Origin of the sequence: Pseudomonas cichorii (assembly GCF_015471405.1) — a bacterium.
Taxonomy (GTDB): Bacteria; Pseudomonadota; Gammaproteobacteria; order Pseudomonadales; family Pseudomonadaceae; genus Aquipseudomonas; species Aquipseudomonas serbiensis.
This window is the reverse complement of record NZ_BLVZ01000022.1, coordinates 13,776-33,670: the sequence shown is the minus strand read 5'-3', so window position 1 is coordinate 33,670 and position 19,895 is coordinate 13,776. Positions and strand designations below refer to the sequence as shown.

The 19,895-nt window shown below is 52.7% G+C and carries 19 protein-coding genes; 4 read left to right on the top strand and 15 right to left on the bottom strand.

Annotated elements, in window-relative coordinates:
- Nucleotides 1-475 precede the first annotated feature (475 nt).
- The 5 genes from JL015_RS26170 to dksA form a co-directional block, all read right to left on the bottom strand.
- Entirely contained in the window at nt 476-1,903 is a 1,428-nt protein-coding gene (locus JL015_RS26170; RefSeq protein ID WP_201020527.1) for a sigma-54-dependent transcriptional regulator, read from the bottom strand.
- Nucleotides 1,904-1,925: 22 nt separating this feature from the next.
- Entirely contained in the window at nt 1,926-4,880 is a 2,955-nt protein-coding gene (locus JL015_RS26165) for a sensor histidine kinase (RefSeq protein WP_201005484.1), read from the bottom strand.
- Nucleotides 4,864-5,040, bottom strand: a complete 177-nt coding sequence (locus tag JL015_RS26160) for a hypothetical protein (protein ID WP_002552060.1) — start codon at nt 5,038-5,040, stop codon at nt 4,864-4,866. Before JL015_RS26160 ends, JL015_RS26165 begins: the two co-directional genes overlap by 17 nt.
- Nucleotides 5,041-5,129: 89 nt before the next feature.
- Nucleotides 5,130-6,017 carry a tRNA glutamyl-Q(34) synthetase GluQRS gene (gene gluQRS, locus JL015_RS26155; protein WP_201020526.1) on the bottom strand — a complete coding sequence of 296 codons (888 nt, stop codon included), beginning with the start codon at nt 6,015-6,017 and terminating at the stop codon, nt 5,130-5,132.
- An 80-nt stretch (nt 6,018-6,097) separates the two neighbouring features.
- A complete protein-coding gene (dksA, locus tag JL015_RS26150; protein ID WP_117166288.1) occupies nt 6,098-6,538 on the bottom strand; it encodes an RNA polymerase-binding protein DksA in 441 nt (146 codons plus the stop codon).
- Nucleotides 6,539-6,876: 338 nt separating this feature from the next.
- On the opposite strand from dksA, the gene JL015_RS26145 reads away from it, so the two are divergent.
- Nucleotides 6,877-8,049, top strand: coding sequence for a pyridoxal phosphate-dependent aminotransferase (locus JL015_RS26145; RefSeq protein ID WP_201020525.1), 1,173 nt, complete (start codon nt 6,877-6,879; stop codon nt 8,047-8,049).
- Nucleotides 8,049-8,762, top strand: a complete 714-nt coding sequence (sfsA, locus tag JL015_RS26140; protein WP_201020524.1) for a DNA/RNA nuclease SfsA — start codon at nt 8,049-8,051, stop codon at nt 8,760-8,762. The genes JL015_RS26145 and sfsA overlap by 1 nt, the downstream gene beginning before the upstream one ends.
- Nucleotide 8,763: 1 nt before the next feature.
- Here sfsA and JL015_RS26135 read toward each other — a convergent pair whose 3' ends face one another.
- The 10 genes from JL015_RS26135 to JL015_RS26090 all read right to left on the bottom strand — a co-directional run bounded on the left by JL015_RS26135 (nt 8,764) and on the right by JL015_RS26090 (nt 17,815).
- A complete protein-coding gene (locus tag JL015_RS26135; protein ID WP_201020523.1) occupies nt 8,764-9,096 on the bottom strand; it encodes a Rieske (2Fe-2S) protein in 333 nt (110 codons plus the stop codon).
- A 158-nt stretch (nt 9,097-9,254) separates the two neighbouring features.
- Nucleotides 9,255-10,253 carry an NAD-dependent epimerase/dehydratase family protein gene (locus JL015_RS26130; RefSeq protein ID WP_201020522.1) on the bottom strand — a complete coding sequence of 333 codons (999 nt, stop codon included), beginning with the start codon at nt 10,251-10,253 and terminating at the stop codon, nt 9,255-9,257.
- Nucleotides 10,250-11,362, bottom strand: a complete 1,113-nt coding sequence (locus tag JL015_RS26125; RefSeq protein ID WP_201020521.1) for a MalY/PatB family protein — start codon at nt 11,360-11,362, stop codon at nt 10,250-10,252. The genes JL015_RS26130 and JL015_RS26125 overlap by 4 nt, the downstream gene beginning before the upstream one ends.
- Entirely contained in the window at nt 11,359-12,180 is an 822-nt protein-coding gene (locus JL015_RS26120) for an NAD(P)-binding domain-containing protein (RefSeq protein ID WP_201020520.1), read from the bottom strand. Before JL015_RS26120 ends, JL015_RS26125 begins: the two co-directional genes overlap by 4 nt.
- The gene (locus JL015_RS26115; RefSeq protein ID WP_201020519.1) at nt 12,173-12,823 is read right to left on the bottom strand and encodes a hypothetical protein; all 651 of its coding nucleotides are present in this window, start codon (nt 12,821-12,823) and stop codon (nt 12,173-12,175) included. Before JL015_RS26115 ends, JL015_RS26120 begins: the two co-directional genes overlap by 8 nt.
- A gap of 80 nt (nt 12,824-12,903) precedes the next feature.
- The gene (locus JL015_RS26110) at nt 12,904-14,037 is read right to left on the bottom strand and encodes a hypothetical protein (protein WP_201020518.1); all 1,134 of its coding nucleotides are present in this window, start codon (nt 14,035-14,037) and stop codon (nt 12,904-12,906) included.
- A gap of 84 nt (nt 14,038-14,121) precedes the next feature.
- The gene (locus tag JL015_RS26105) at nt 14,122-14,643 is read right to left on the bottom strand and encodes a hypothetical protein (RefSeq protein ID WP_201020517.1); all 522 of its coding nucleotides are present in this window, start codon (nt 14,641-14,643) and stop codon (nt 14,122-14,124) included.
- Nucleotides 14,644-15,429, bottom strand: a complete 786-nt coding sequence (locus JL015_RS26100) for a hypothetical protein (protein ID WP_201020516.1) — start codon at nt 15,427-15,429, stop codon at nt 14,644-14,646. It lies immediately after the preceding gene.
- Between the two features lie 102 nt (nt 15,430-15,531).
- Nucleotides 15,532-16,830, bottom strand: coding sequence for an FAD-dependent oxidoreductase (locus JL015_RS26095; RefSeq protein ID WP_201020515.1), 1,299 nt, complete (start codon nt 16,828-16,830; stop codon nt 15,532-15,534).
- A gap of 547 nt (nt 16,831-17,377) precedes the next feature.
- Nucleotides 17,378-17,815, bottom strand: a complete 438-nt coding sequence (locus JL015_RS26090; protein ID WP_201020514.1) for a hypothetical protein — start codon at nt 17,813-17,815, stop codon at nt 17,378-17,380.
- Nucleotides 17,816-18,507: 692 nt separating this feature from the next.
- Here JL015_RS26090 and JL015_RS26085 point away from each other — a divergent pair.
- Together JL015_RS26085 and JL015_RS26080 are read left to right on the top strand one after the other, a co-directional pair.
- On the top strand, nt 18,508-18,804 hold the full coding sequence (locus JL015_RS26085; RefSeq protein WP_201020513.1) for a c-type cytochrome: 297 nt from the start codon (nt 18,508-18,510) through the stop codon (nt 18,802-18,804).
- 178 nt (nt 18,805-18,982) lie between these two features.
- Entirely contained in the window at nt 18,983-19,858 is an 876-nt protein-coding gene (locus tag JL015_RS26080; protein ID WP_201020512.1) for a ChaN family lipoprotein, read from the top strand.
- The last annotated feature ends 37 nt before the right edge of the window (nt 19,859-19,895 follow it).

Genomic DNA, 19,895 nt, shown 5'->3' with positions numbered 1-19,895 from the left:
GAGTGCCCATTCACAGGGTTTCGCCTGTGAAATCTCCCAATCGGGAGTCAAGAGCAAACGGATTGCTTTGGTCGCTGCGTTGCAATGATCATTCGATCCAACCAGTTCAGGCGCTACCTAAGGGTAGTTTTTATTGTTCTCGGCCTGGTTGCGGGGCAAGCCCCAAATACAACTCCTCTCCAAAAGAATCAGTTAGCTGCGCCTCCGCCGTGTTGTTCTTGTTATGCGTGAGTCGATTCGTCTTATTTTTATTATGGGTGTCGTACTGCTTGTTGTTCTTCTTGTACTAAGCATATAGCAGAAGGTGTGCCAACTTTTGCGAACCCAGTAAAACCGGGGCTTTGCGGGTATCCGGCTTTTGGGTCAGGTACAAAAAAGCCGGGCTTCGTTACCGTAAGACCCGGCTTTTGTTACGGAGGAGGTACGAAGGTAACAGTTTTGTTAACTGACCTGCGCACCCCGACGCAGAGCCTTCTCAGGTTTCGTTGGCGACCCCTTTGCGGCGTGGAATGCCCAGGCGCTGGCGGCGTTCCCACAGGCATTTGCGGCTGACGCCCAGTTTGCGCGCCAGTTCGGTCTCGGTCATGTGGTCCTGATGCTCCAGAACGAAATGCTGGAAGTAGTCTTCCAGTGAGAGGTCTTCGGTAGGCTCGTTGTTGGTCGAGTTCGCGGAAGCGCTCAGTGGGGCCAGCCCCATGTATTCGTCTTCGTCCAGGCCGTCCAGTTCTATATCGATGCCCAGCAGGTCGGCAGAGATTTCCGGGCTTTCGCACAGGATCACCGAACGTTCCACTGCGTTTTCCAGTTCCCGCACGTTACCCGGCCAACTGTAATGACGGATCGCCTGTTCAGCGTCGGGGGCAAACTTCAGGTCGTTACGGCCGGCCTTGGCGCTCTGGCGTACCAGAAAGGCGCGGGCGATTTCGAGTACATCGTTACCGCGTTCGCGCAGTGCCGGCAGTTTCAGCGCAATCACGTGCAAGCGGTAATAAAGGTCTTCACGGAACTCGCCATTCTTGGCCAGGGTCTTGAGGTCCCGGTGGGTTGCGGCGATCAGGCGAACATCGACCTTCTGTGACTGCACGGAGCCCACGCGACGAATCTCGCCTTCCTGCAGTACCCGCAAGAGTCGGGCCTGCGCTTCCAGAGGCAGTTCGCCGATTTCATCGAGAAACAGGGTCCCGCCATCGGCGGCTTCCACCAGGCCTGCGCGACCTGCGCTGGCTCCGGTGAAGGCACCTTTTTCATGGCCGAAGAGTTCGGACTCGATCAGGGATTCGGGAATCGCTGCGCAGTTCACGGATATCATCGGTGCCTTGGCGCGGCGCGAAAGATTGTGCAGAGCGCGGGCGACCAGTTCCTTGCCGGTACCGGACTCGCCCTGGACCAGAACGTTGGAGTCGGTCGGCGCGACTTTACGGATCTTGCTGTAAAGATCGAGCATGGGCGGGCAGGAGCCGATGATGCCGATTTCGCCGTTGTGCGTGGCGCCCTTGTCGGCACCATTGGCTTTGGCGGGGGCACTGCGTTCTGCCTGCTGGCTTGAGCTGGTCTGGCGATCACGCAGGATACGTGCGACAGCCTGGAGCATTTCATCGTGGTCGAAGGGTTTGGCGATGTAATCCACTGCGCCCATTTTCATGGAATCAACGGCCGAGCGCAGGCTGGCATAGCTGGTCATGATAAGGACAGGCTTACCTTCGCCAAGCTTGATCAGTTCGGTGCCAGGAGCGCCAGGCAGTCGCAGGTCGCTGACGATCAGGTCAAACGACGAAATATTGAAACGCTCCTGAGCCTCGGGTACCGATCCTGCTTCGCTGACTTCGTACTGGTTGCGCTCAAGCAGACGACGCAGGGCAGAGCGGATAATGGTTTCGTCTTCGACGATCAAAATATGCGGCATCGATTCAGTTCTCTCGACGGTCTCAGTTCACGGCGGACGTCGCTTCGACATGGCGCGGCAAGGTTACCCTGATACGGGTGCCTCGTTGCTGCTCGGGGTCAGCCGGGCTGTCGATGGTGATTTGTCCATAATGCTCTTCAACGATGGAATAGACCAGTGCAAGACCTAGCCCGGTTCCTTCTCCCGGTTCCTTGGTCGTGAAGAATGGTTCAAACAATCGATCCATGATTGCCTTCGGAATTCCACTGCCTTCGTCTTCGACGATCAGATCTACAGTGTGTTCGGATGCTTCGCTCTTGACCCTGACAGCGCTGCCGGATGGCGAGGCGTCGCGGGCGTTGGAGAGCAGATTGATCAACACCTGTGCCAGCCGTTGCGGGTCGCCATCGACCTTGTGCTGAGGGTTGCACAGGTTATAGAACTGGACTTCGAAATTGCGGCGGTTCAGTGCCAGCAGACCAATGGCATCCTGAGCGACCTCGGCCAGACAGACGGCTTCGTCGTTATGCTGATGAGCGCCTGCGTGGGCGAAGCTCATCAAGGATTGCACGATGCGCGAGACACGCTTGGTCTGCTCAAGGATCTGACTGCTGATTTCCTTGATTTCACCGTCTTCCTCGCGCTCTTCGCGCAGGTTCTGCGCAAGGCAGGCGATGCCGGTGATCGGGTTGCCGATCTCATGGGCAACGCCGGCCGCCAGACGCCCGATACTTGCCAGTCGTTCCGAGTGGACCAGCTTGTCTTCCAGCATCTGGGTTTCGGTCAGGTCTTCGACCAGCACCACCAGGCCGCTGCTGCCGGGGGCCAGCGGCTCGTCGATAGCGGCCTTGTGCAGGTTGAGCCAGCGGGTCTGTCCGTCCAGAGCGAGCTTCTGCTTGTGCAAGTGCTCGTCCGGTACATTGATAAAGCCTGTCAGCAGGCCTTTCCATGGTTCTGTGATGGTTTCCAGGCGCGAGCCCACCACGCGCTGAGCGGCAATGCCGGTCAGCTCTTCCATGGCCCGGTTCCACATGAGGATTTCCTGATCCTTGGCCAGCGAGCAGACACCCATGGGCAGTTCCTGAAGGGTCTGACGGTGATAGCGGCGCAAGGCATCGAGTTCGGCGGCAAGGCCGGTCAGGCGCGAGTGATAGTCCTCAAGGCGGCTCTCGATGAAGTGAATGTCTTCAGTGACGTATTTCTCGCTGCCGGACTTGTAGGGCAGGAAGGTTTCCACCATGTCCTGGGCCACGCTTGGCCCCATCAGGCCGGACAGGTTGGCCTCGATTCGGTCGCGCAGACGGCGCAGGGCATAAGGGCGGCGCTCGTCAAACGGCAGATACAGATCGCGCAGCGCCTGCTCGACCTCCTTCTGCGCAGCCTTGGCACCCAGCGGCTTGGCCAGTTGCGTGGCGAATTCCTGTGGCGACACTGCATACAGCTCGCGGCGCTGCGGGCGACGTACATTGTCGACGGCACAGGCCTCGGCAGCACTGACTTCTTCGGGGCTAGCATTGGTGAACAGCGAAATCAGAGTGAACAACAGCACGTTGGCTGCCAGCGAGGCGATGGCCGCCATGTGCCAGCTTGTGTCATCCAGCACGTAGATCATGTTCAGCAGCGGAATATAGAAACCCTGCAGGTTACCGATCAGAGGTAACAGCATGCCCACAACCCAGACAGCCGTTCCGGCAAGCAGGCCAGCGATGAAACCGCGCCGGTTGGCGGTTGGCCAATACAGCACCGACAGCACACCGGGGAGAAATTGCAGGGTCGCAACGAAGGCGACGATGCCCAGGTTGGCCAGATCCTGTTGCGCACCAAGCATCAGGTAGAAGCAATAGCCTGCGGTGATGATCGCCACGATCAGGCCGCGCCGGGTCCATTTCAGCCAGCGATAGATATTGCCTTCGGCCGGAGGCTGATAAAGCGGCAGCACCAGATGGTTGAGCGCCATCCCCGAAAGCGCCAGAGTGGTGACGATAATCAGGCCGCTGGCAGCCGCCAGCCCGCCCACATACGCCAGCAAGGCCAGCGGCTTGCTGTTGGCGGCGATGCCGATCCCCAGGGTGAAATATTCAGGGCTGGTGGTGGCGCCCAGCTTGAGCCCGGCCCACAGAATCAGTGGCACAGCCAGACTGATCAGCAGCAGGAACAGCGGCAACCCCCAACTGGCGCTGACCAACGAGCGCGGGTTGAGGTTTTCAGTGAAGGTCATGTGATACATGTGCGGCATCACGATGGCTGAAGCGAAAAACACTAACAGCAATGTGCGCCATGGACCTTCCTGCAACGGCGTATGCAACGAGGCCAGAGCCGTCTGGTTTTGCAGCAGCCAAAGCTCCAGGTTCTGCGGGCCGTCGAATACGCCATACAAGGCATAAAGCCCGACGCCGCCCAGGGCAATCAGCTTGATCAGTGACTCGAAAGCAACGGCGAACACCAGCCCTTCATGTTTTTCCCGCGTTGCGATATGCCGTGAGCCGAAGAAGATGGTGAAGAGCGTGATCAACGCACAGAACGCTACGGCGACCCGATCCTGTACCGGCTCACGGGTCAGGATGCTGATGGAATCGGCCACGGCCTGAATCTGCAATGCCAGAAGCGGCAGCACGCCAATCAGCATGAAAACCGTGGTCAGCGCGCCAGCCCAGGTGCTTCTGAAACGAAAGGCAAACAGGTCGGCCAGGGACGAAAGCTGGTAGGTGCGGGTGATCTTGAGAATGGGGTAAAGCAACACCGGGGCCAGCAGAAATGCCCCGGAAACCCCGAGGTAGCTGGACAGGAAGCCATAGCCATACTGATACGCCAGGCCGACAGAACCATAGAACGCCCATGCACTGGCATACACGCCCAGCGACAAGGTGTAGGTCAGGGGGTGACGAATGATCCAGCGTGGAATGACGCCACGTTCACTGATCCAGGCAATGCCGAACAGGAACAGCAGATATCCGGCGCTGACCAGCAGCATCTGCGTCAGGCTAAAGCTCATCGGCATCTCGCTGGCTCTGAAGAATGAAGGTCACCACAATCAGGATCAGCCACAGCATATAGGGGCGATACCAGGCACCTGTCGCGTCGATCCACCAGTCCATGATGGCCGGGGAGAAGAGGTAGATGCCTACTACCAGGAGTAAGACCAGCCGGTAAATATACATAGGGTCTCCCTAGTAAGGAGCGGCATGGTAACGGATGCCGTACAACCTGCAAGTCTACTTATGTACGAGTTTTCCGCGACCGCTCTAGCTCAGTCTATTCGGGCTTCCTCAATTGTGCTCGTGCGCGGTATTGCCGCTGCATCCCAGTGCGCGATGCCCCAGTCGAGCACTTCACGGGCGCTGCCGTAGACCAGGTCGCTGGTCGTGGGCTGGCCGAGCGCTCGTAATGCCCGCAGCAATAAAGGTGTCGCCTGATCGGCGGGCAGTGGTGGCGAGCGATAGGATTTGCCCAGCTTGTGGCCATCGGGCTGAGTGATCAGCGGCACATGCAGGTAACGCGGCTGCGGCAGCCCCAGCAACTCCTGAAGGTAGAGCTGGCGAGGCGTTGAGTCCAGCAAGTCGGCACCGCGCACGATATCGGTAACGCCCTGCCAGGCATCATCGATCACCACGGCCAGTTGATAGGCATACAGGCCGTCGCGCCGTCGAATGACAAAGTCCCCGGATTCGCGGCCCAGATGCTGCTTGAAGGCACCCTGTACCCGATCGATGAAGCGGTACTCCAGCTCCGGTACGCGGATACGTATCGCGGCATCTTCGGTTGCATGCCCGGCGTTGCGGCAAAAACCGGGGTAGATGCCCTCGAAACCTTCCAGTTGTTTGCGCGAACAGGTGCAGGCATAGGCCAGGCCGTGACTGAACCAGCGATTCAGGACTTCGGCATAGGCATCATGGCGCAGGCTCTGGCGGACCAGTTCACCATCCCATTCAAAGCCGTAGCGCTCAAGGGTGTCGAGAATCGCAGCTTGCGCCCCGGCGACCTCCCGAGGCGGGTCCAGGTCTTCCATGCGCATCAGCCATTTGCCGCCTGCGGCACGGGCGTCGAGATAGGACGCGAGCGCTGCGACCAATGAGCCGAAGTGCAGGTAACCGCTTGGAGTTGGCGCAAAGCGTCCGATGTAAACCGGGTTTTTCATGGTTGCATCCAAACCAGGAAGTGGACTCATGAAACCAAAAAAGACGCCGAAGCGTCTTTTTGTTCAAGGTGGTCGTCAGATCACTTGCCGACCTGTTTTTCCTTGATTTCTGCCAGTGTCTTGCAGTCGATGCAAAGGTCGGCAGTCGGCCGTGCTTCAAGGCGACGAAGGCCGATTTCCACACCGCAGGATTCACACCAGCCGTATTCTTCGTCCAGGATCAGTTGCAGCGTCTTGTCGATCTTCTTGATCAGCTTGCGCTCACGATCACGGGCACGAAGTTCCAGGCTGAATTCTTCTTCCTGACTGGCACGGTCTGCTGGGTCGGGGAAGTTTGCAGCTTCGTCCTTCATGTGGTCTACCGTGCGGTCGACCTCTTGCATCAGATCCTGTTTCCACTTGTTCAGGATCTTGGTGAAGTGCGCGCGCATGGGCTCGCCCATATACTCTTCACCCGCTTTTTCCACGTAGGGTTCAAAGCCGCTGATTAGATGATTCTGTTGCTTTTCTGGGGTGGGCATGTATGGACCGCCTCTCACTCTTCTAATCTATTGCGCAGGATTGTTCCATCACCGACCCCTGTCGGCCCTGCAGCTGCAAGCGGGCGAACTTACCAGATCAAATCGTGGTGCGCTACTCCCGGTTGTCGAGCATCGTCTCGCTTCTCTACAGAACAGGACGCTTGTAACGCAAGCACACAGTCATCAAGGCGTGCAGCTGTCCCGGTCTTTTTATTTTCTGTTCAACAAGTACTGGCGTTTCATGATTTAAAGTACGGCACGGCAAACGCTTGGTTAGAATCTAGCCGAATGGTCATGACCGTTATGTTTCTGATTCGTGTTTCATTTAAGGAAGAAAAATGGCCCAGCCTTACAGTGAGCGTAGTCGCGCCATCGAACCTTTTCATGTCATGGCGCTTTTGGCGCGGGCCAATGAGTTGCAGGCGGCGGGCCACGATGTCATTCATCTGGAGATCGGAGAGCCCGATTTCACCACGGCAGAGCCCATCATTGCGGCTGGGCAGGCGGCGCTTGCAGAGGGTAAAACCCGTTATACCGCAGCCCGCGGCCTGCCGGAGTTGCGCCAGGCTATCGCCGGTTTCTACGCTCAGCGCTATCGACTGGATATCGACCCGGAGCGGATTCTTGTCACGCCCGGTGGTTCAGGTGCATTGCTGCTGGCCAGCAGTCTTCTGGTCGATCCCGGCAAACACTGGTTGCTGGCCGATCCGGGTTATCCGTGCAATCGGCATTTTCTGCGTCTGGTGGAAGGCGCCGCGCAACTGGTGCCGGTCGGGCCGCAAGAGCGTTACCAATTGACTCCAGAACTGGTAGCGCAGCACTGGAATCAAGACAGCGTCGGTGCCTTGGTCGCATCCCCGGCCAACCCGACAGGCACGCTTCTGCATGTGGATGAGCTGGCCGCGTTGTCGCAGACGCTCAAGGCGCGCAACGGTCATCTGGTCGTGGATGAGATCTATCACGGACTGACTTACGGCGTTGACGCGAGCAGCGTGCTGGAAGTCGATAACGATGCGTTCGTCCTCAATAGTTTTTCAAAGTATTTCGGCATGACGGGCTGGCGTCTGGGGTGGCTGGTGGCGCCTCCCGAAGCCGTTGCCGATCTGGAGAAGCTGGCGCAGAACCTCTACATCAGCGCTCCGAGCATGGCCCAATATGCCGCGCTGGCCTGTTTCGAGCCGCAGACCATCGAGATTTTCGAGCAGCGCCGCGCCGAATTCGGCCGCCGCCGCGACTTCCTGCTGCCTGCCTTGCGCGAGCTGGGTTTCGGTATTGCGGTCGAGCCGCAAGGGGCTTTCTATCTGTATGCCGATATCAGCGCCTTCGGTGGCGATGCCTTTGAGTTTTGTCGGCACTTCCTTGAAACCGAGCACGTCGCGTTCACGCCTGGGCTGGATTTCGGACGCTTTCAGGCGGTGCATCATGTGCGTTTTGCTTATACCCAAAGCCTGCCAAGGCTTGAAGAGGCGGTCGAGCGGATTGCCCGTGGCTTGCGGAGCTGGAAAAGCTGATGCGTTTCTCTCCTGAACTTGAGCAAGGTCGCTTGCTGATTCGCTACAAACGCTTCCTGGCTGACATCGAGACCGATAGCGGCGAGTTGCTGACCATTCATTGCCCCAATACCGGCTCGATGCTCAATTGCATGCTGCCGGGAGGACGAGTCTGGTTCAGTCGCTCCAATGATCCCAAGCGCAAGCTGCCCGGGACCTGGGAGATCAGCGAAACGCCTCAGGGACGCATTGCCTGCATCAATACCGGGCGCGCCAATACGCTGGTCGAGGAAGCACTGCGCGCCGGGGTTATCAGCGAACTCAATGGCTTTACGGCACTCAAGCGCGAGGTGGCTTACGGGCAGGAAAAAAGCCGGGTGGATTTTCGCCTCGAATACCCCGAAGGCTATGCCTATGTGGAGGTCAAGAGCGTCACGCTGGGCTTTGATGATTCAACTGTTGCGGCCTTTCCCGACGCGGTCACTCAGCGTGGTGCCCGGCATTTGCGTGAGCTGGCGGCACTGGCTCGCGATGGCGTGCGTGCCGTCTTGCTGTATTGCGTGAACCTCAGCGGCATAGATGCGGTTCGCCCGGCAGAGGAAATCGATCCGGCTTATGCCGCTGCGCTGCGTGAAGCTGTGGCGGCGGGTGTCGAGGTGTTGGCTTATGGGGTTCAACTGACGCCGGAAGAGGTACGCATCGACAGGCGTTTGCAGGTTCAGGGTTTGAGCTGAACTATTGCTCCTCATCCGGCAGCATGACCCAGATCCCTTCGGCGTCCTCCCGGCAGGCAATGGCGCTCAGCGATTGTCCTTCGCAAGGCCCCGCAACACATTCGCCATTCTCGACAAGAAACAGTGCGCCATGGCTGGCGCACTGGATCAGGCTGGCGCTGTCATCCAGAAACCGGTCCGCCTCCCACTCCAGCGCAATGCCGCGATGGGGGCAACGATTCCTGTAGACGAACACTTGACCCTGGCGACGTACTGCCAGCAGCTTCAGCCCACCACTTTCGAACCCGCGGCTTTCTGCCTCGGGAAGATCGGCTGCGGCACATAGACGCTTCATGAGGTTTTCCATTCGGTCTGATGTTCAAACGCAAACTATCAATCAGCCGGGCCAGCGTTCGGATTGGTGACTACAGGGATGGGATTGTATATCACTGTACGGTTTTTCATTACGAGCACTCTTGTGGAGTACTCGTAATGAGAAAGATCGATCAGCCACTAAACGGATGACAGTTTAGACTCCCAGCGGATGGAGTTGAGAATAGATGTTTCGAGAATGGTAGAAGGGCTCCAGCCAAGCAGTTCGCGCGCTAGCTTGCTGGATGCATAGCCACCAATGATATCTCCTGAACGACGACCAACCAGTTCCACGATCAGGTCGGATGTCGTAGCTTTTGTGAAAACAGAGACAAACTCTTTGACTGTGACACCTTGCTCCGAGCCCAGGTTTATGATGGGAAGACCAAAGGTATTGAGTGGAACAGACAAGTTATCTTTGCCAAATACTTCGGCTGCCAGAACGTGCGCGTCCGCAAGGTCGCGTACGTCCACGAAGTCTCTAATGGTCGAGCCATCACGAGTATCCCAGTCGACACCATTGAGCTGAAACGGCTTATTGAGGGTTGCACATTGGATCAACGAGTTCAAAAGGCTGCTCTTGTTGCTCCCCCGGAAACCCGTTCTTAGTTCTTTGTCGCTTCCAATCGGGTTGAAATACCTGAAGATGACGAACTGAAAGTCTCTTGCTCTCGCAATGTCACTGAGAGCGAGTTCCAGGAAGTATTTGGACCGGGCATAAGGGCTGGTTGGGTTGGGGGTTGCATTTTCATCGAAGCTATAAGCAACTTCTGAGTTGTACAACGAAGCTGTACCGCTGAGTATCAGCTTTTTAACACCGAGGTCAATCAAGTGATTAACCATGGCAACGGATTTCGAGAAGTTATTGGTGTAGTACAGTTCTGGTTCCAGGGTCGACTCGGACACATCAATCTTGGCCGCACAGTGAATAACCAATTGTATTTCAGGGTGCGCTTCAACGATGGCTGTCAGCAGCGTTTTGTCTGCAATGTCACCTTGATAGTAGTCAAAAGAGGTAAATGTCTCATGAGCCTGAGCAGGTTGTTCATCGAGAATGATCGGGTGATAGCCGGCATCAGCCAACGCAAAGGCAATGGTATTGCCAATATATCCAGCGCCGCCAGTAACAAGAATTTTCATTTAGAACTTCCAAACAAACTTAACATTGTGTTGGTTGCATTTTTTAGTTGATCTGTCGGGCAGGAGAAATTTAATCTTATCCAGCCGGGGGACCCAAACTCATGGCCGTCCGATACTGCAATGCCCCTGTGTAAAAGCTTCTCGAAAATGTTGTCACCTGCTTCTCTAGCATCAATCCACGCGAGATATGTCGCATCTGAAGGGCTATACCGTAGCGATGTGTGCAGCAAATCGTTGCGCAGTATAGCTTGGTTTTCCTTCAGGTGCACGACAAGCTTGTCAAGCCATTTTGCACAATGAAGATAAGCGTGCTCTAGCGCCACGAGTCCCAATGCGTTGATTCCCGTAGAGTAAAACTCTTTAGTCGATATAAACTTTTCCCGAAGTGACCGCGACGGAATCACTGCATAGGCTACGGATATACCCGCCAGATTGAACGTTTTACTGGGGGACAAGATTGTTATGGATCTATTCTCCAGGCCCTTTACTGAGCCCGCCGGGATATGGTAGCGCTCCCCGAGAATGAAATCTGCATGAGCTTCGTCAGAAATGATGACCGTGTCCAGATCCTGAATGCAGTTAGCCATGGCTTCTAATTGTTCCCGGCTGGACACGATTCCGGTCGGATTCGTAGGGTTACATAAAACCACTGCTGATGGTCGGGCACGTTTTATCTCAAGAAAATCGTTAGCGTAAAATGGCGTGCCTGCCATGGCTGGATTTATGATCCTGGATTCAACGTCGAAACCACTGCTTAGATTCAGCAGCTTGCTGTAATTAGGCCGTTGAAAGAAAAGAGGGCCTTTCTCGCAGACACTTTTAACGCCGGTCCTTACACCAGACATGGTATTTGGGACGATAACAATCCACTCACGATCAATATCCCACTGGTAACGGGTTTTGCACCAGTGTTGAATGGCGTCGTATAAAGTATCCGGTGTGTTGGGGTAGGAAAAGTGCCCTTCTGCAACTCTATCCTTTATTGCGGATAGTACAGGCTCAGGTGTTGCAAAAGACATGTCGGCGACCCAGTGCGGCTGGGCTTCCGGGTATTTGGCAAGTGCTAAAGTGTGCTTCGCCTGACGATGGATAACACGTAATTCATTCATCTGAAAAGCTCGCACATTGAAGTGAAATCCAGATCGTTGTAGTGCTGGGCTCCGTCTTTCTCCAGTAGGGAAAGTAAGTGTTTGGATAAGTCCAGGTTGTAATCTCTGAATTCATCCAAGGCGTATCGTATATCTTTTGTTGCGTATTTTAGTTTGCAGTGAACATCGTCATACTGTTGAGACAGGCTTTGATGAAGTTTCTGTCTGGCGATGGTATTCATCCAGAATCCTTCATGGGAGGTGAGTATTTCGGATATTAACTCCGCTTGGGGCAAAGAGCGCATGATTTGAAGCATTTGCCCCATCAGGCCAAGAGAGGTGAGCCCCCAGAGGTTATAAAATAATTTGAACTGTGTCGGGGTGCCGATATTCTGGAAGTTGTATATTTTTGAAGAAGTGCTTTTAAGAAAGACATCGTGTTCGGGTGACGCAATGTCCGAGGCTGCAAAGTAAATAAGGCTTCCATTTAAGGCGCCTGTTTTACTGCCCGTAAAAGGGGCTTCGATAAAGGTAAAGTGTTCACGACAGAAGTCGGCATTTATGTTTTTAATCGTTTCACATGTCAGTGTGGATATTTCAATAAATACGGTCTTGTGTGCCTTGCTAGCCACCGCTGAAATTAAAATATCGTCCCATACTTTTTTTGCAGTTTCTGCATCAGGCAGGCAGGAGACGACGTAGTCATACAGTGAAAGGTCGCAGGTGTTTAAATTCCCCTCTTCCCTGTGGTGATGACTGACCTTCCACGCGCAGCTGTCCAGATGTTTGCCCAGCGATGTCGTGATGATTCCTTTTCCGATAAAGAGGACTTTAGACATAGCTGGCACCCAGCACGGTGAAGGAGTCGGAAATCATCCCGACTTTGTAGGGGCTCAGTGGCGTAATTCCGCACTGCTCGAGAAATGGAAAATCCACAGCCAGGGATGTGCATTTTGAAATGGGTGAGGCGATGTGATCTGTAATGTCGATCACCGATAGCCCTTTGGCTTCAAAGTCAGGGGTTCGATAGTGTCGATAGGTCAGATGCGGGAGGAGGGATATCTCTTCGATTTCCGAGGGGGACATATCGAATTGAATGAAATTGTCGACCCCTTCCATATGGAAATGACTGAGTGAATTACCAAATTTAACCTCCCCGATGTGTTTTGCATATCCGAGAAAGGCACCTCTTGTAATAGAGTGGGGGGCATCAACAATGGCCAGTATCGGGTAATAGTACAGCACAGAGTCTAGCTCAATCATCACTTTCATAATGACTTCATGGCTGACGATGAAATCGTTGTCGCTATAACAGGTTGAGTGCATTTTTGAAATCGTCAAGAGTGTTCTTTGACTGATCGTTGCTTCCTTCGGTAAAAAAGAAAGAGCGTCGGAAATTTTAAGAGATAGACGTTCATGGCAAAAGGCTGCGTCAAACTGGATGTGTAGGTTTTCACACTTGAACTTCCATGGCGCTATCATTTAAAGAGTCCTTGTTGTAGTTGAATCAATGCGGGAATTAATGTTTTTAGGGGCGAGGGCTAATCATTTGTGTCATGATTTTAGCGGGAAGGCCTCAGGTGCTTGAGGCATAGCAGAAAAAGTAGTGCGGTGGCGCTGCATGTTAGAAATACCAGCTCTATGCCGCCGGATTTATATAGAAGAGGCCCCAGCAGATACCCGGTAGTCATTCCCGTAAATGTATATAGACCACGTATGCCGTTGAGCCTGGCTGTCAAACCATGAGGGATCTTGCGTTGAAACTGGTTGTGAGATCTTAAAAACATGATTTGAAAGGAAAAGCCGATCAGGAATGAGAGTGTGCCGATAAGCAATTTCGACTCTGCCAGGATGAAAGCAAGCTCTGAAAGTGCGATGATTGTAATGAGGATGCTGTATCGTTTGAAACGCTCGCCAAAAAAACGTTCAAACAGTATGTTGGCGATAATAAGACCGACCATTTGCGACAATATGATATGCGCATAAAGTCGGTCTGGTTGATCTGAAATGCTTTTGCAGTATATAAGTAGAGTGCTGATGAATAAGCCGGAAAGTAGCATTCCAATAAATATGAAGTTGTTTGCGAAACCCAGTTCTCTGGATTCGGCCCGGTCGGGGGGGGCTGATTTTGAGGTTTTTGAGATCAAGGAAGTGGATGTGGACGACGTGCAGGCGCTAAAAACGATGCAGATCGATAGCATGACAATGGCGAAACTCAGATAGTTGCCGGGAGCAATAAGGGTCAGGCACAGGGGGGCAATGGCCATGGCAACTGTTATTGAAAGTTGCATACGGGTATGGGCGCGCGAGAGTTCGCTTTTAATAACTTCGCTATTTATTACTGAGAGACGACGAAGGTTTATAATGCGAAGCGCTGCGCCGATGCAGAACATCAGGAAACACCCCCATCCCAGCGCTCGGGTATAGCCAAACATGAAAAAGGACAAGACCGCTACAGCGCCAAGAAAGCCCATAAGCCCCAGGAAATATCTTCTGTTATAGGCATCGACATAAGGAGCAATGACGACGCTTGTAAAGACAGTCGATGCCGCCATTGCACTGAGAAATAATGACATCTCAATGCTGCTCAACCCCAGGTGATCGACAATCAGAGGAATGGATGCTTGGGTAAAACGTTCCGTGAGGGAAATGCCAAAGCACAGTAATATAATGACGTGGTTTTTTAAGGTATTCATCACTAGGCTCCTTTGACCAGGTACTGGTATCGCCCAGGTGAAAAGGCGTTTTATAAAAATTGTGCTTTGGGAGGGGCACATGTTTTATGATGAGGTGCTTCTCATTCGGTATAAACACCACACCATTGTGGGGTTGAATTGAGCTTTGATACAGGCACGGTCAGACTCTTCATTTGTGAGGCAAGTGCTTGCGATCACTGCGGATGCTTTTCCTTGGGCAAATAACTGGTAGGCCTCCACCTTCGATCTGGTGTAGTTGACATGTTCGTATCTTTCTAGCTCAGGTACCAATGATGATGTCGAGGGGTGAATGGCGATTGAATGATAGGATTTATGGAGTAGAACCATTGGCATTGTTTTTTCAAACCAGACCTTTTCAAGTTCAATCGTCCCAATATTTTCAAAGTGGAAGTCCACCCAGGAGAATGGCTTGCCGTCGCGGTTTTCTCTGAAGCCTGCGGGCACTAAAAGTTTTGTGCCATGAGTTTTTGCATGTTCAACCGCTGCGTGGAATGTGTCATGTAATGACACACGGGCTCCAAGCTGTTCAGCTTGCTTGTGTGAATCGGTTCCGACTGGACCCAATGTGGCGATTGTCTCACACATTTAGGCTGCCCTTATAAATAGAGCGTCTGATCTTTTCAGCTTGTTGTTTTCTAAAAACACGGCCTCGATGATGTGCGCTGAGCACGTTTCCTTATCGGATAAATAGAGTGTCGTCGACGTCAGAACACTGGCTGCCTTGACTATCAGTGGGCACTGTATTACCAGTTTCTCCAAGTGCTCCGCTGCACGCTGCAGTGGCTCATCTGGTAATTCTCTATTGATGATGCTGTGGACAAGCACTTCGTCAACGTTCGTAAAGTTATGTTGCTTCAATTCACTTTCATAAATGAAGCTTCTTTTATCTGTATGGTCCGCCAGGTAAAGCAGTTTCAAACAGGTTATCGCGACCTTGCTGTACAGTCGTCTTTTCAAGGCGGGTGTCGAATGGCGTAAGTTTGAGGTGTAGTAAGCCAGCGGTTGGAGTTGATAGGCTATGAATTCTGCCGCGTTTACGTCGTCGAAAAGTGGTTGTGATAAATGAAGGTCGTTGATTATAAGTGAGTCAAATGCAATGGACAGGACGGCATTCGATGGATGATTTAAAGCCTCCGAACTCATTAAAATTAGCGACGTGGACTCGCTGCATTTTTCTTTGCATGACAATGCCGCTGCAATATCGCTGGGGGCCAGGATGCAAAGTATGTCTGTATCTGAATTGTAATCATAGGGGCTTGAGTTGCTGCGTAACTCGCCTCTCGCAGTTGACCCCGTTAATGCCAGTGTGTAAGGAATTCTGGACTCCCTTAAGCTGTCGACAAAGCTCTTGATTTCAACCAGGTTGTACATGTATTGATTTCCCTATTCTTCAATATCCTCGCAAGAAAACTCGGTTTTAAGGCAAGGGTATTTTTTAAAGATTTCCACTCTTCAAGGCTGATCCGTTGAGTGTCAGCCAAATGCCCCGGTTACCATATTGTTGAACATGGTGTAGGCGGATTGCACCTCGCTGATGTATTGATCTGCTGGCGCATCAAGCGGTGTTATGTTTGAGGAAATTGTTTCAATCTTGTTCGTTTCCGGATTTTGTCGGTAGTTGACGGCCACTGAAATTGCGTAGTTGGTTTCGCAGACGCTGAAGCAGACATTCATGTATTCGGGGTGCATCAACGGTCGGTTATTGAATATCGAATAGATCGCCAGAGCACAGACTCTTGCCTGGCAAGTTGCTGCGAACGCAGATTTCGGCAGGCTTGGGGCCTCAGCAGCATCACCAATCACATGGATGCCAGGAATCTTCAGCGATTCAAGTGTTTGCGTATTTACCGGGCACCATCCGTGATCACCGGTCAGCCCGTTAGCGGCGGTGAAGAGGTCAGCCTTCTGCCGGGGAATAATATTGATCACGTCGCCTTTGAATGTACCTGCCGCGCAGATCAGCTCGCGCGTATCTGCTCTCAGTTCAGTTACCGTGCCTCCTTGTTTTGCACCGATCCACTGGATGTAACTCTTGTCGGTTCCATAACCATAAAGCCGTGTCCATGCCAGTTCGAATTGAGCCTGTTTGGGAAAACGCTCTTTGGAGTCCAGAAAAATCAGCTTTGAATTTGGCTTGTGTTGCTTAAGATATTCTGCGATCAGGCTGACTCGCTCGTAGGGGCCGGGAGGGCACCTGTACTCTGTATTGGGGGCAGACATAAGGATGGTGCCGCCATCTGGCATTTCATGCAGTTGCTTTTTTAAGAGCGTCATCTGCTTTCCGCCTTGCCAGGCATGTGGAAATGCTTCAGTGAGCTCTTGGCTATAACCCTTGATATGCTCGAAATCGAAACTGATACCTGCGGCGACAACGCACCGATCATAGGGATAGCTCGAGCTACGGGTTTCTACCCGTTTTTTCTCGGTGTCGATGTTGACCGCACGGTCATACACCATATTGATTCCTTCAGAGGCGAGCTTTTTGTAGTTAAAAGTTAATGTGCTCTCATCTCGTTTGTCGACCAGGTATTCCGCACTCAGTGGTCCGCTGCGATATTCAGGGTTTGCTTCGATTAAGGTGATATTTACCTTTGGATCAAGGCGTCGCAGTGTGCGTGCAAATGTGGCACCTGCAAATCCGCCTCCGATGACCACAACGTTAAACTCCTTGGCATAAGCGGCGTTTATCGCAGGCCCTGCCACCGCGTCCAGCGCTGCAAGCCCGGCGCCCGTTGCTAGCCATTTAAGAAGCATTCTACGTTCGTCAATCATCCTGCTTTTCCGTTATTCGAGTTTCAAATGATTAGTTGAAATCAAAGGCTCTGTTTGTATGCCTATTTATCAAATGATCTTGATGCAGTGGCTCATGTCGTTGAGTGTGACAACTCAGTGTTTTCCACCAGCGTCGGGTTATGCCTTTAGAGGCTACTCCGTTCGAGCCAGTCGAAACGCTGCATGGAGAGGTTCCATGGCTGGATCCTTTGACGCCTGCCCTGTGCAGCAGGTTAAACGTCGAATGAGAACGGGATGATCATAATGGTGATCACCACGTACTTTGGTGTCGAATGGCCCAGCTGTTTTTAATTCTGAAGCTCATTGGTTTATGCAATGCATACACAGGTTGTCTCATGCGCTGAGGAGCAATCCAGAGAATGAGGATTCATATTGCTTTTTAGCGCTATGCTTGCACAGGCATTAATCGGAGGAAAATCAAAACGTACCCAACAGGGGGCGAGTACTGTTTCTCATGCAGAGCCTCCAGACTAATGCGTGCGTCTCTGTTAAATAGCAGCCTCTCATTCATCAGAGGCTTTATATTTTAGTTGGGGACGTCAGCAAAGTAGGACTGTGAATTCTGGAGGTATATCTTCGGTATATTGAGGTCGCCGTACTTTTCAGAGTGCTTGCCTACGTAGGCCCCTCTGTTTTCGCGAGGGCCGAAGGCTTTGTAGGTTTCCTCAAAACGTGCTTTGTCCGAGAAGATGGTAATATGAATTAACGGCTCCCCTAACTTTGTAGGAATCACGTTGATGGATTCCGTCCCTTTCTTTTGAGCATGGGAGTGGGCTTTGAAGTTGGCGGTTTGCTCTTTTACAAACGACTCCAGGAACTCTTTCTCCATTCCTTTGGGTGGGTTGAAAAGTATGACCACGGCTTTTCGGTCTTCTGTTTTTTGTGCGGCTTCATCCGCCAGGGCCGAGACGCTATTGAATCCAATAGAGAGTGACAGCAATGACAGCAGAATGGTCTTTTTCATGGAGGTCCCTGTTATTTCCTTGGGCGTCTGATCAGGTTTGGTTTATCACGTGTGGCTTGGCCCGAGAGGGAGGGCTCACGAGCTATTTATTTTTATTTGGCTTGATTGTATGTGTTTTGCTATTTTCAAGTTGTGCTTGTAAATGGCAGGTCTGTATATTTTTTGTGTTGGCGGTCGGGCTGATTGGTAATGTTGGGCCATTATTAGTCAGGTGCGATTTAAAGTAAAGTGCCGCCTATGGCCATTTGTCGACTGTTATATCTTTCGCGTTTTCTGTCGACAAGTCAGCAAGTGTAACAAAATGTGTTTATATGTCGAGTCCAATGTAGTGGTGTACGGAAGAGGAAAAACACTGTGGAATTTCAGACTTTCCGCCGCTTCATTTGTTGAATAGTAAATGCTGTGCTTCTTTGGTTTTTTGCGTTTAGCGGCGTCCTTGACGCAGCGTGTTTTCCCGAGATACGATTAAGGAAAAATCGTTACCGTGCAGTCATTAGCCCAAAAAATCACTACCCAATGAAATGCTTCGTCATTGCCAGAACAGCGTAAATATCACTAAAGGTGCTATTTATGTGTTCCGAGAAGCTGTCGAGGTCTCTGCCGGCGTGCCTCTTCGTTTGTTCAAACAGCGTGCCGCATGGCTTGGTTTCTGTGGCGTGCGGGTTGTTAAAAAAATATAAGGATATGGTTTGATGAGGGGTCTTGTTGCGGTGCCATTTTTTTTTATGTCCAGCCTCGCTTTTGCTGAAAGTGATGTGGCTGGTGTGATGGCAACTAATGGTTGTGTGAATTGTCACGGGTTCGAGGGGCGAGGTACCAGGGATGGCAATATTCCAGCTTTGGCAGGGCGCCCAAAAGAGTTTCTTGTCACCGTGATGGAGGGGTATAAGAAAGGTACTTTACAGGGGACGGTAATGAATCGCGTCCTGAAGGACTTTGATGAGCAGAAAATAGAGTTTCTGGCGAACTACTTTAGTTCGATAAAATGACTTTCAAATCGTTGTGATTGCATCTTAATAAAACTTAATCCAGGCCTGTTGCTCAAGACGGCTGCATGCCTTTTCATGAAATGCCCTGCGCGGGGTGATCGTTTGCTCTATATTAGGGCTGGTGTTGCTTACCTGAGCGTGGCAACACTGTCTCGGGTATCTACCTGACCACGGCATCATGGATCTCTGTGCTTGCCAAGCGCCGCTCTTGTTGCCGAATATGCCGTCCTCGCAGAGCCCGGACGGGCATGAGCATTTGGATTTAGGCATGATTCGTGACAACAGGAGTGGGCAGTTGCTGACCGCGCAGCAGCTCGCTCAGCGTCTGGCAATTGCTCCGCGTATTCTGGTTGGCGAGCAACACGACAACCCCGATCACCATGCATTACAGCTATGGCTTATGCAGGTACTGGCTGCCCGACGCCCGCAAGGCAGTCTGTTGCTTGAGATGCTGACCCCCGATCAGCAGGCCAGGGTCAGTGCGGTTCAGGCCGATCTGGCTGAGGAAAAATACCCGGCCGATCTGCCAACTGCGTTGCATTGGCAAAAGGCCTGGGACTGGTCGCTGTATGGTCCGCTCATGCGTTATGTGTTGGCTCAGCCTTATCCGGTGCTGTCCGCCAATCTCGATGCCCATGAGGTCATGTCGATTTACAGGCAGCTCCCTGAATCAAGCGGTACTCGCTCTACGGCTCCAGCAGTGCGTGAGCGGTTATTGGCGCAGATTCGTGATGCTCATTGCGGTCGGCTGCCCGAAGAGCAACTGCCAGCGATGCTGGCGGTCCAGCAGCAGCGTGATCGACGAATGGCCCAGAGCCTGCTGGCCGCTCCAGTCCCGGCTGTGCTGTTTGCCGGTGCCTGGCATGTGCGCAAGGATGTGGGAGTGCCTTTGCATCTGGCGGATCTGGGTGTTACCGAGCCTGTGGTTGTGCTGCTTCTGGCGCAGGAGGGAGAAGAGGTCGAACCGCAGAGTGCCGATTACGTCTGGTACACCGCAGCGATTCCTGGCAAGGATTACTGCGCTCAGTTTCGTCAGCGATCACCAGATACTTGATCTCGCCGACTCAGGCTTTTCTCTTCTTTTGGTAGTC

What these genes read in the sequence shown, in the direction of transcription:
- JL015_RS26170 (WP_201020527.1), bottom strand. Translation starts at nt 1,903, where the DNA reads ATGCCGCATATTTTGATCGTCGAAGACGAAACCATTATCCGCTCTGCC.
- JL015_RS26165 (WP_201005484.1), bottom strand. Translation starts at nt 4,880, where the DNA reads ATGCCGATGAGCTTTAGCCTGACGCAGATGCTGCTGGTCAGCGCCGGA.
- JL015_RS26160 (WP_002552060.1), bottom strand. Translation starts at nt 5,040, where the DNA reads ATGTATATTTACCGGCTGGTCTTACTCCTGGTAGTAGGCATCTACCTC.
- gluQRS (WP_201020526.1), bottom strand. Translation starts at nt 6,017, where the DNA reads ATGAAAAACCCGGTTTACATCGGACGCTTTGCGCCAACTCCAAGCGGT.
- dksA (WP_117166288.1), bottom strand. Translation starts at nt 6,538, where the DNA reads ATGCCCACCCCAGAAAAGCAACAGAATCATCTAATCAGCGGCTTTGAA.
- JL015_RS26145 (WP_201020525.1), top strand. Translation starts at nt 6,877, where the DNA reads ATGGCCCAGCCTTACAGTGAGCGTAGTCGCGCCATCGAACCTTTTCAT.
- sfsA (WP_201020524.1), top strand. Translation starts at nt 8,049, where the DNA reads ATGCGTTTCTCTCCTGAACTTGAGCAAGGTCGCTTGCTGATTCGCTAC.
- JL015_RS26135 (WP_201020523.1), bottom strand. Translation starts at nt 9,096, where the DNA reads ATGAAGCGTCTATGTGCCGCAGCCGATCTTCCCGAGGCAGAAAGCCGC.
- JL015_RS26130 (WP_201020522.1), bottom strand. Translation starts at nt 10,253, where the DNA reads ATGAAAATTCTTGTTACTGGCGGCGCTGGATATATTGGCAATACCATT.
- JL015_RS26125 (WP_201020521.1), bottom strand. Translation starts at nt 11,362, where the DNA reads ATGAATGAATTACGTGTTATCCATCGTCAGGCGAAGCACACTTTAGCA.
- JL015_RS26120 (WP_201020520.1), bottom strand. Translation starts at nt 12,180, where the DNA reads ATGTCTAAAGTCCTCTTTATCGGAAAAGGAATCATCACGACATCGCTG.
- JL015_RS26115 (WP_201020519.1), bottom strand. Translation starts at nt 12,823, where the DNA reads ATGATAGCGCCATGGAAGTTCAAGTGTGAAAACCTACACATCCAGTTT.
- JL015_RS26110 (WP_201020518.1), bottom strand. Translation starts at nt 14,037, where the DNA reads ATGAATACCTTAAAAAACCACGTCATTATATTACTGTGCTTTGGCATT.
- JL015_RS26105 (WP_201020517.1), bottom strand. Translation starts at nt 14,643, where the DNA reads ATGTGTGAGACAATCGCCACATTGGGTCCAGTCGGAACCGATTCACAC.
- JL015_RS26100 (WP_201020516.1), bottom strand. Translation starts at nt 15,429, where the DNA reads ATGTACAACCTGGTTGAAATCAAGAGCTTTGTCGACAGCTTAAGGGAG.
- JL015_RS26095 (WP_201020515.1), bottom strand. Translation starts at nt 16,830, where the DNA reads ATGATTGACGAACGTAGAATGCTTCTTAAATGGCTAGCAACGGGCGCC.
- JL015_RS26090 (WP_201020514.1), bottom strand. Translation starts at nt 17,815, where the DNA reads ATGAAAAAGACCATTCTGCTGTCATTGCTGTCACTCTCTATTGGATTC.
- JL015_RS26085 (WP_201020513.1), top strand. Translation starts at nt 18,508, where the DNA reads ATGAGGGGTCTTGTTGCGGTGCCATTTTTTTTTATGTCCAGCCTCGCT.
- JL015_RS26080 (WP_201020512.1), top strand. Translation starts at nt 18,983, where the DNA reads ATGGATCTCTGTGCTTGCCAAGCGCCGCTCTTGTTGCCGAATATGCCG.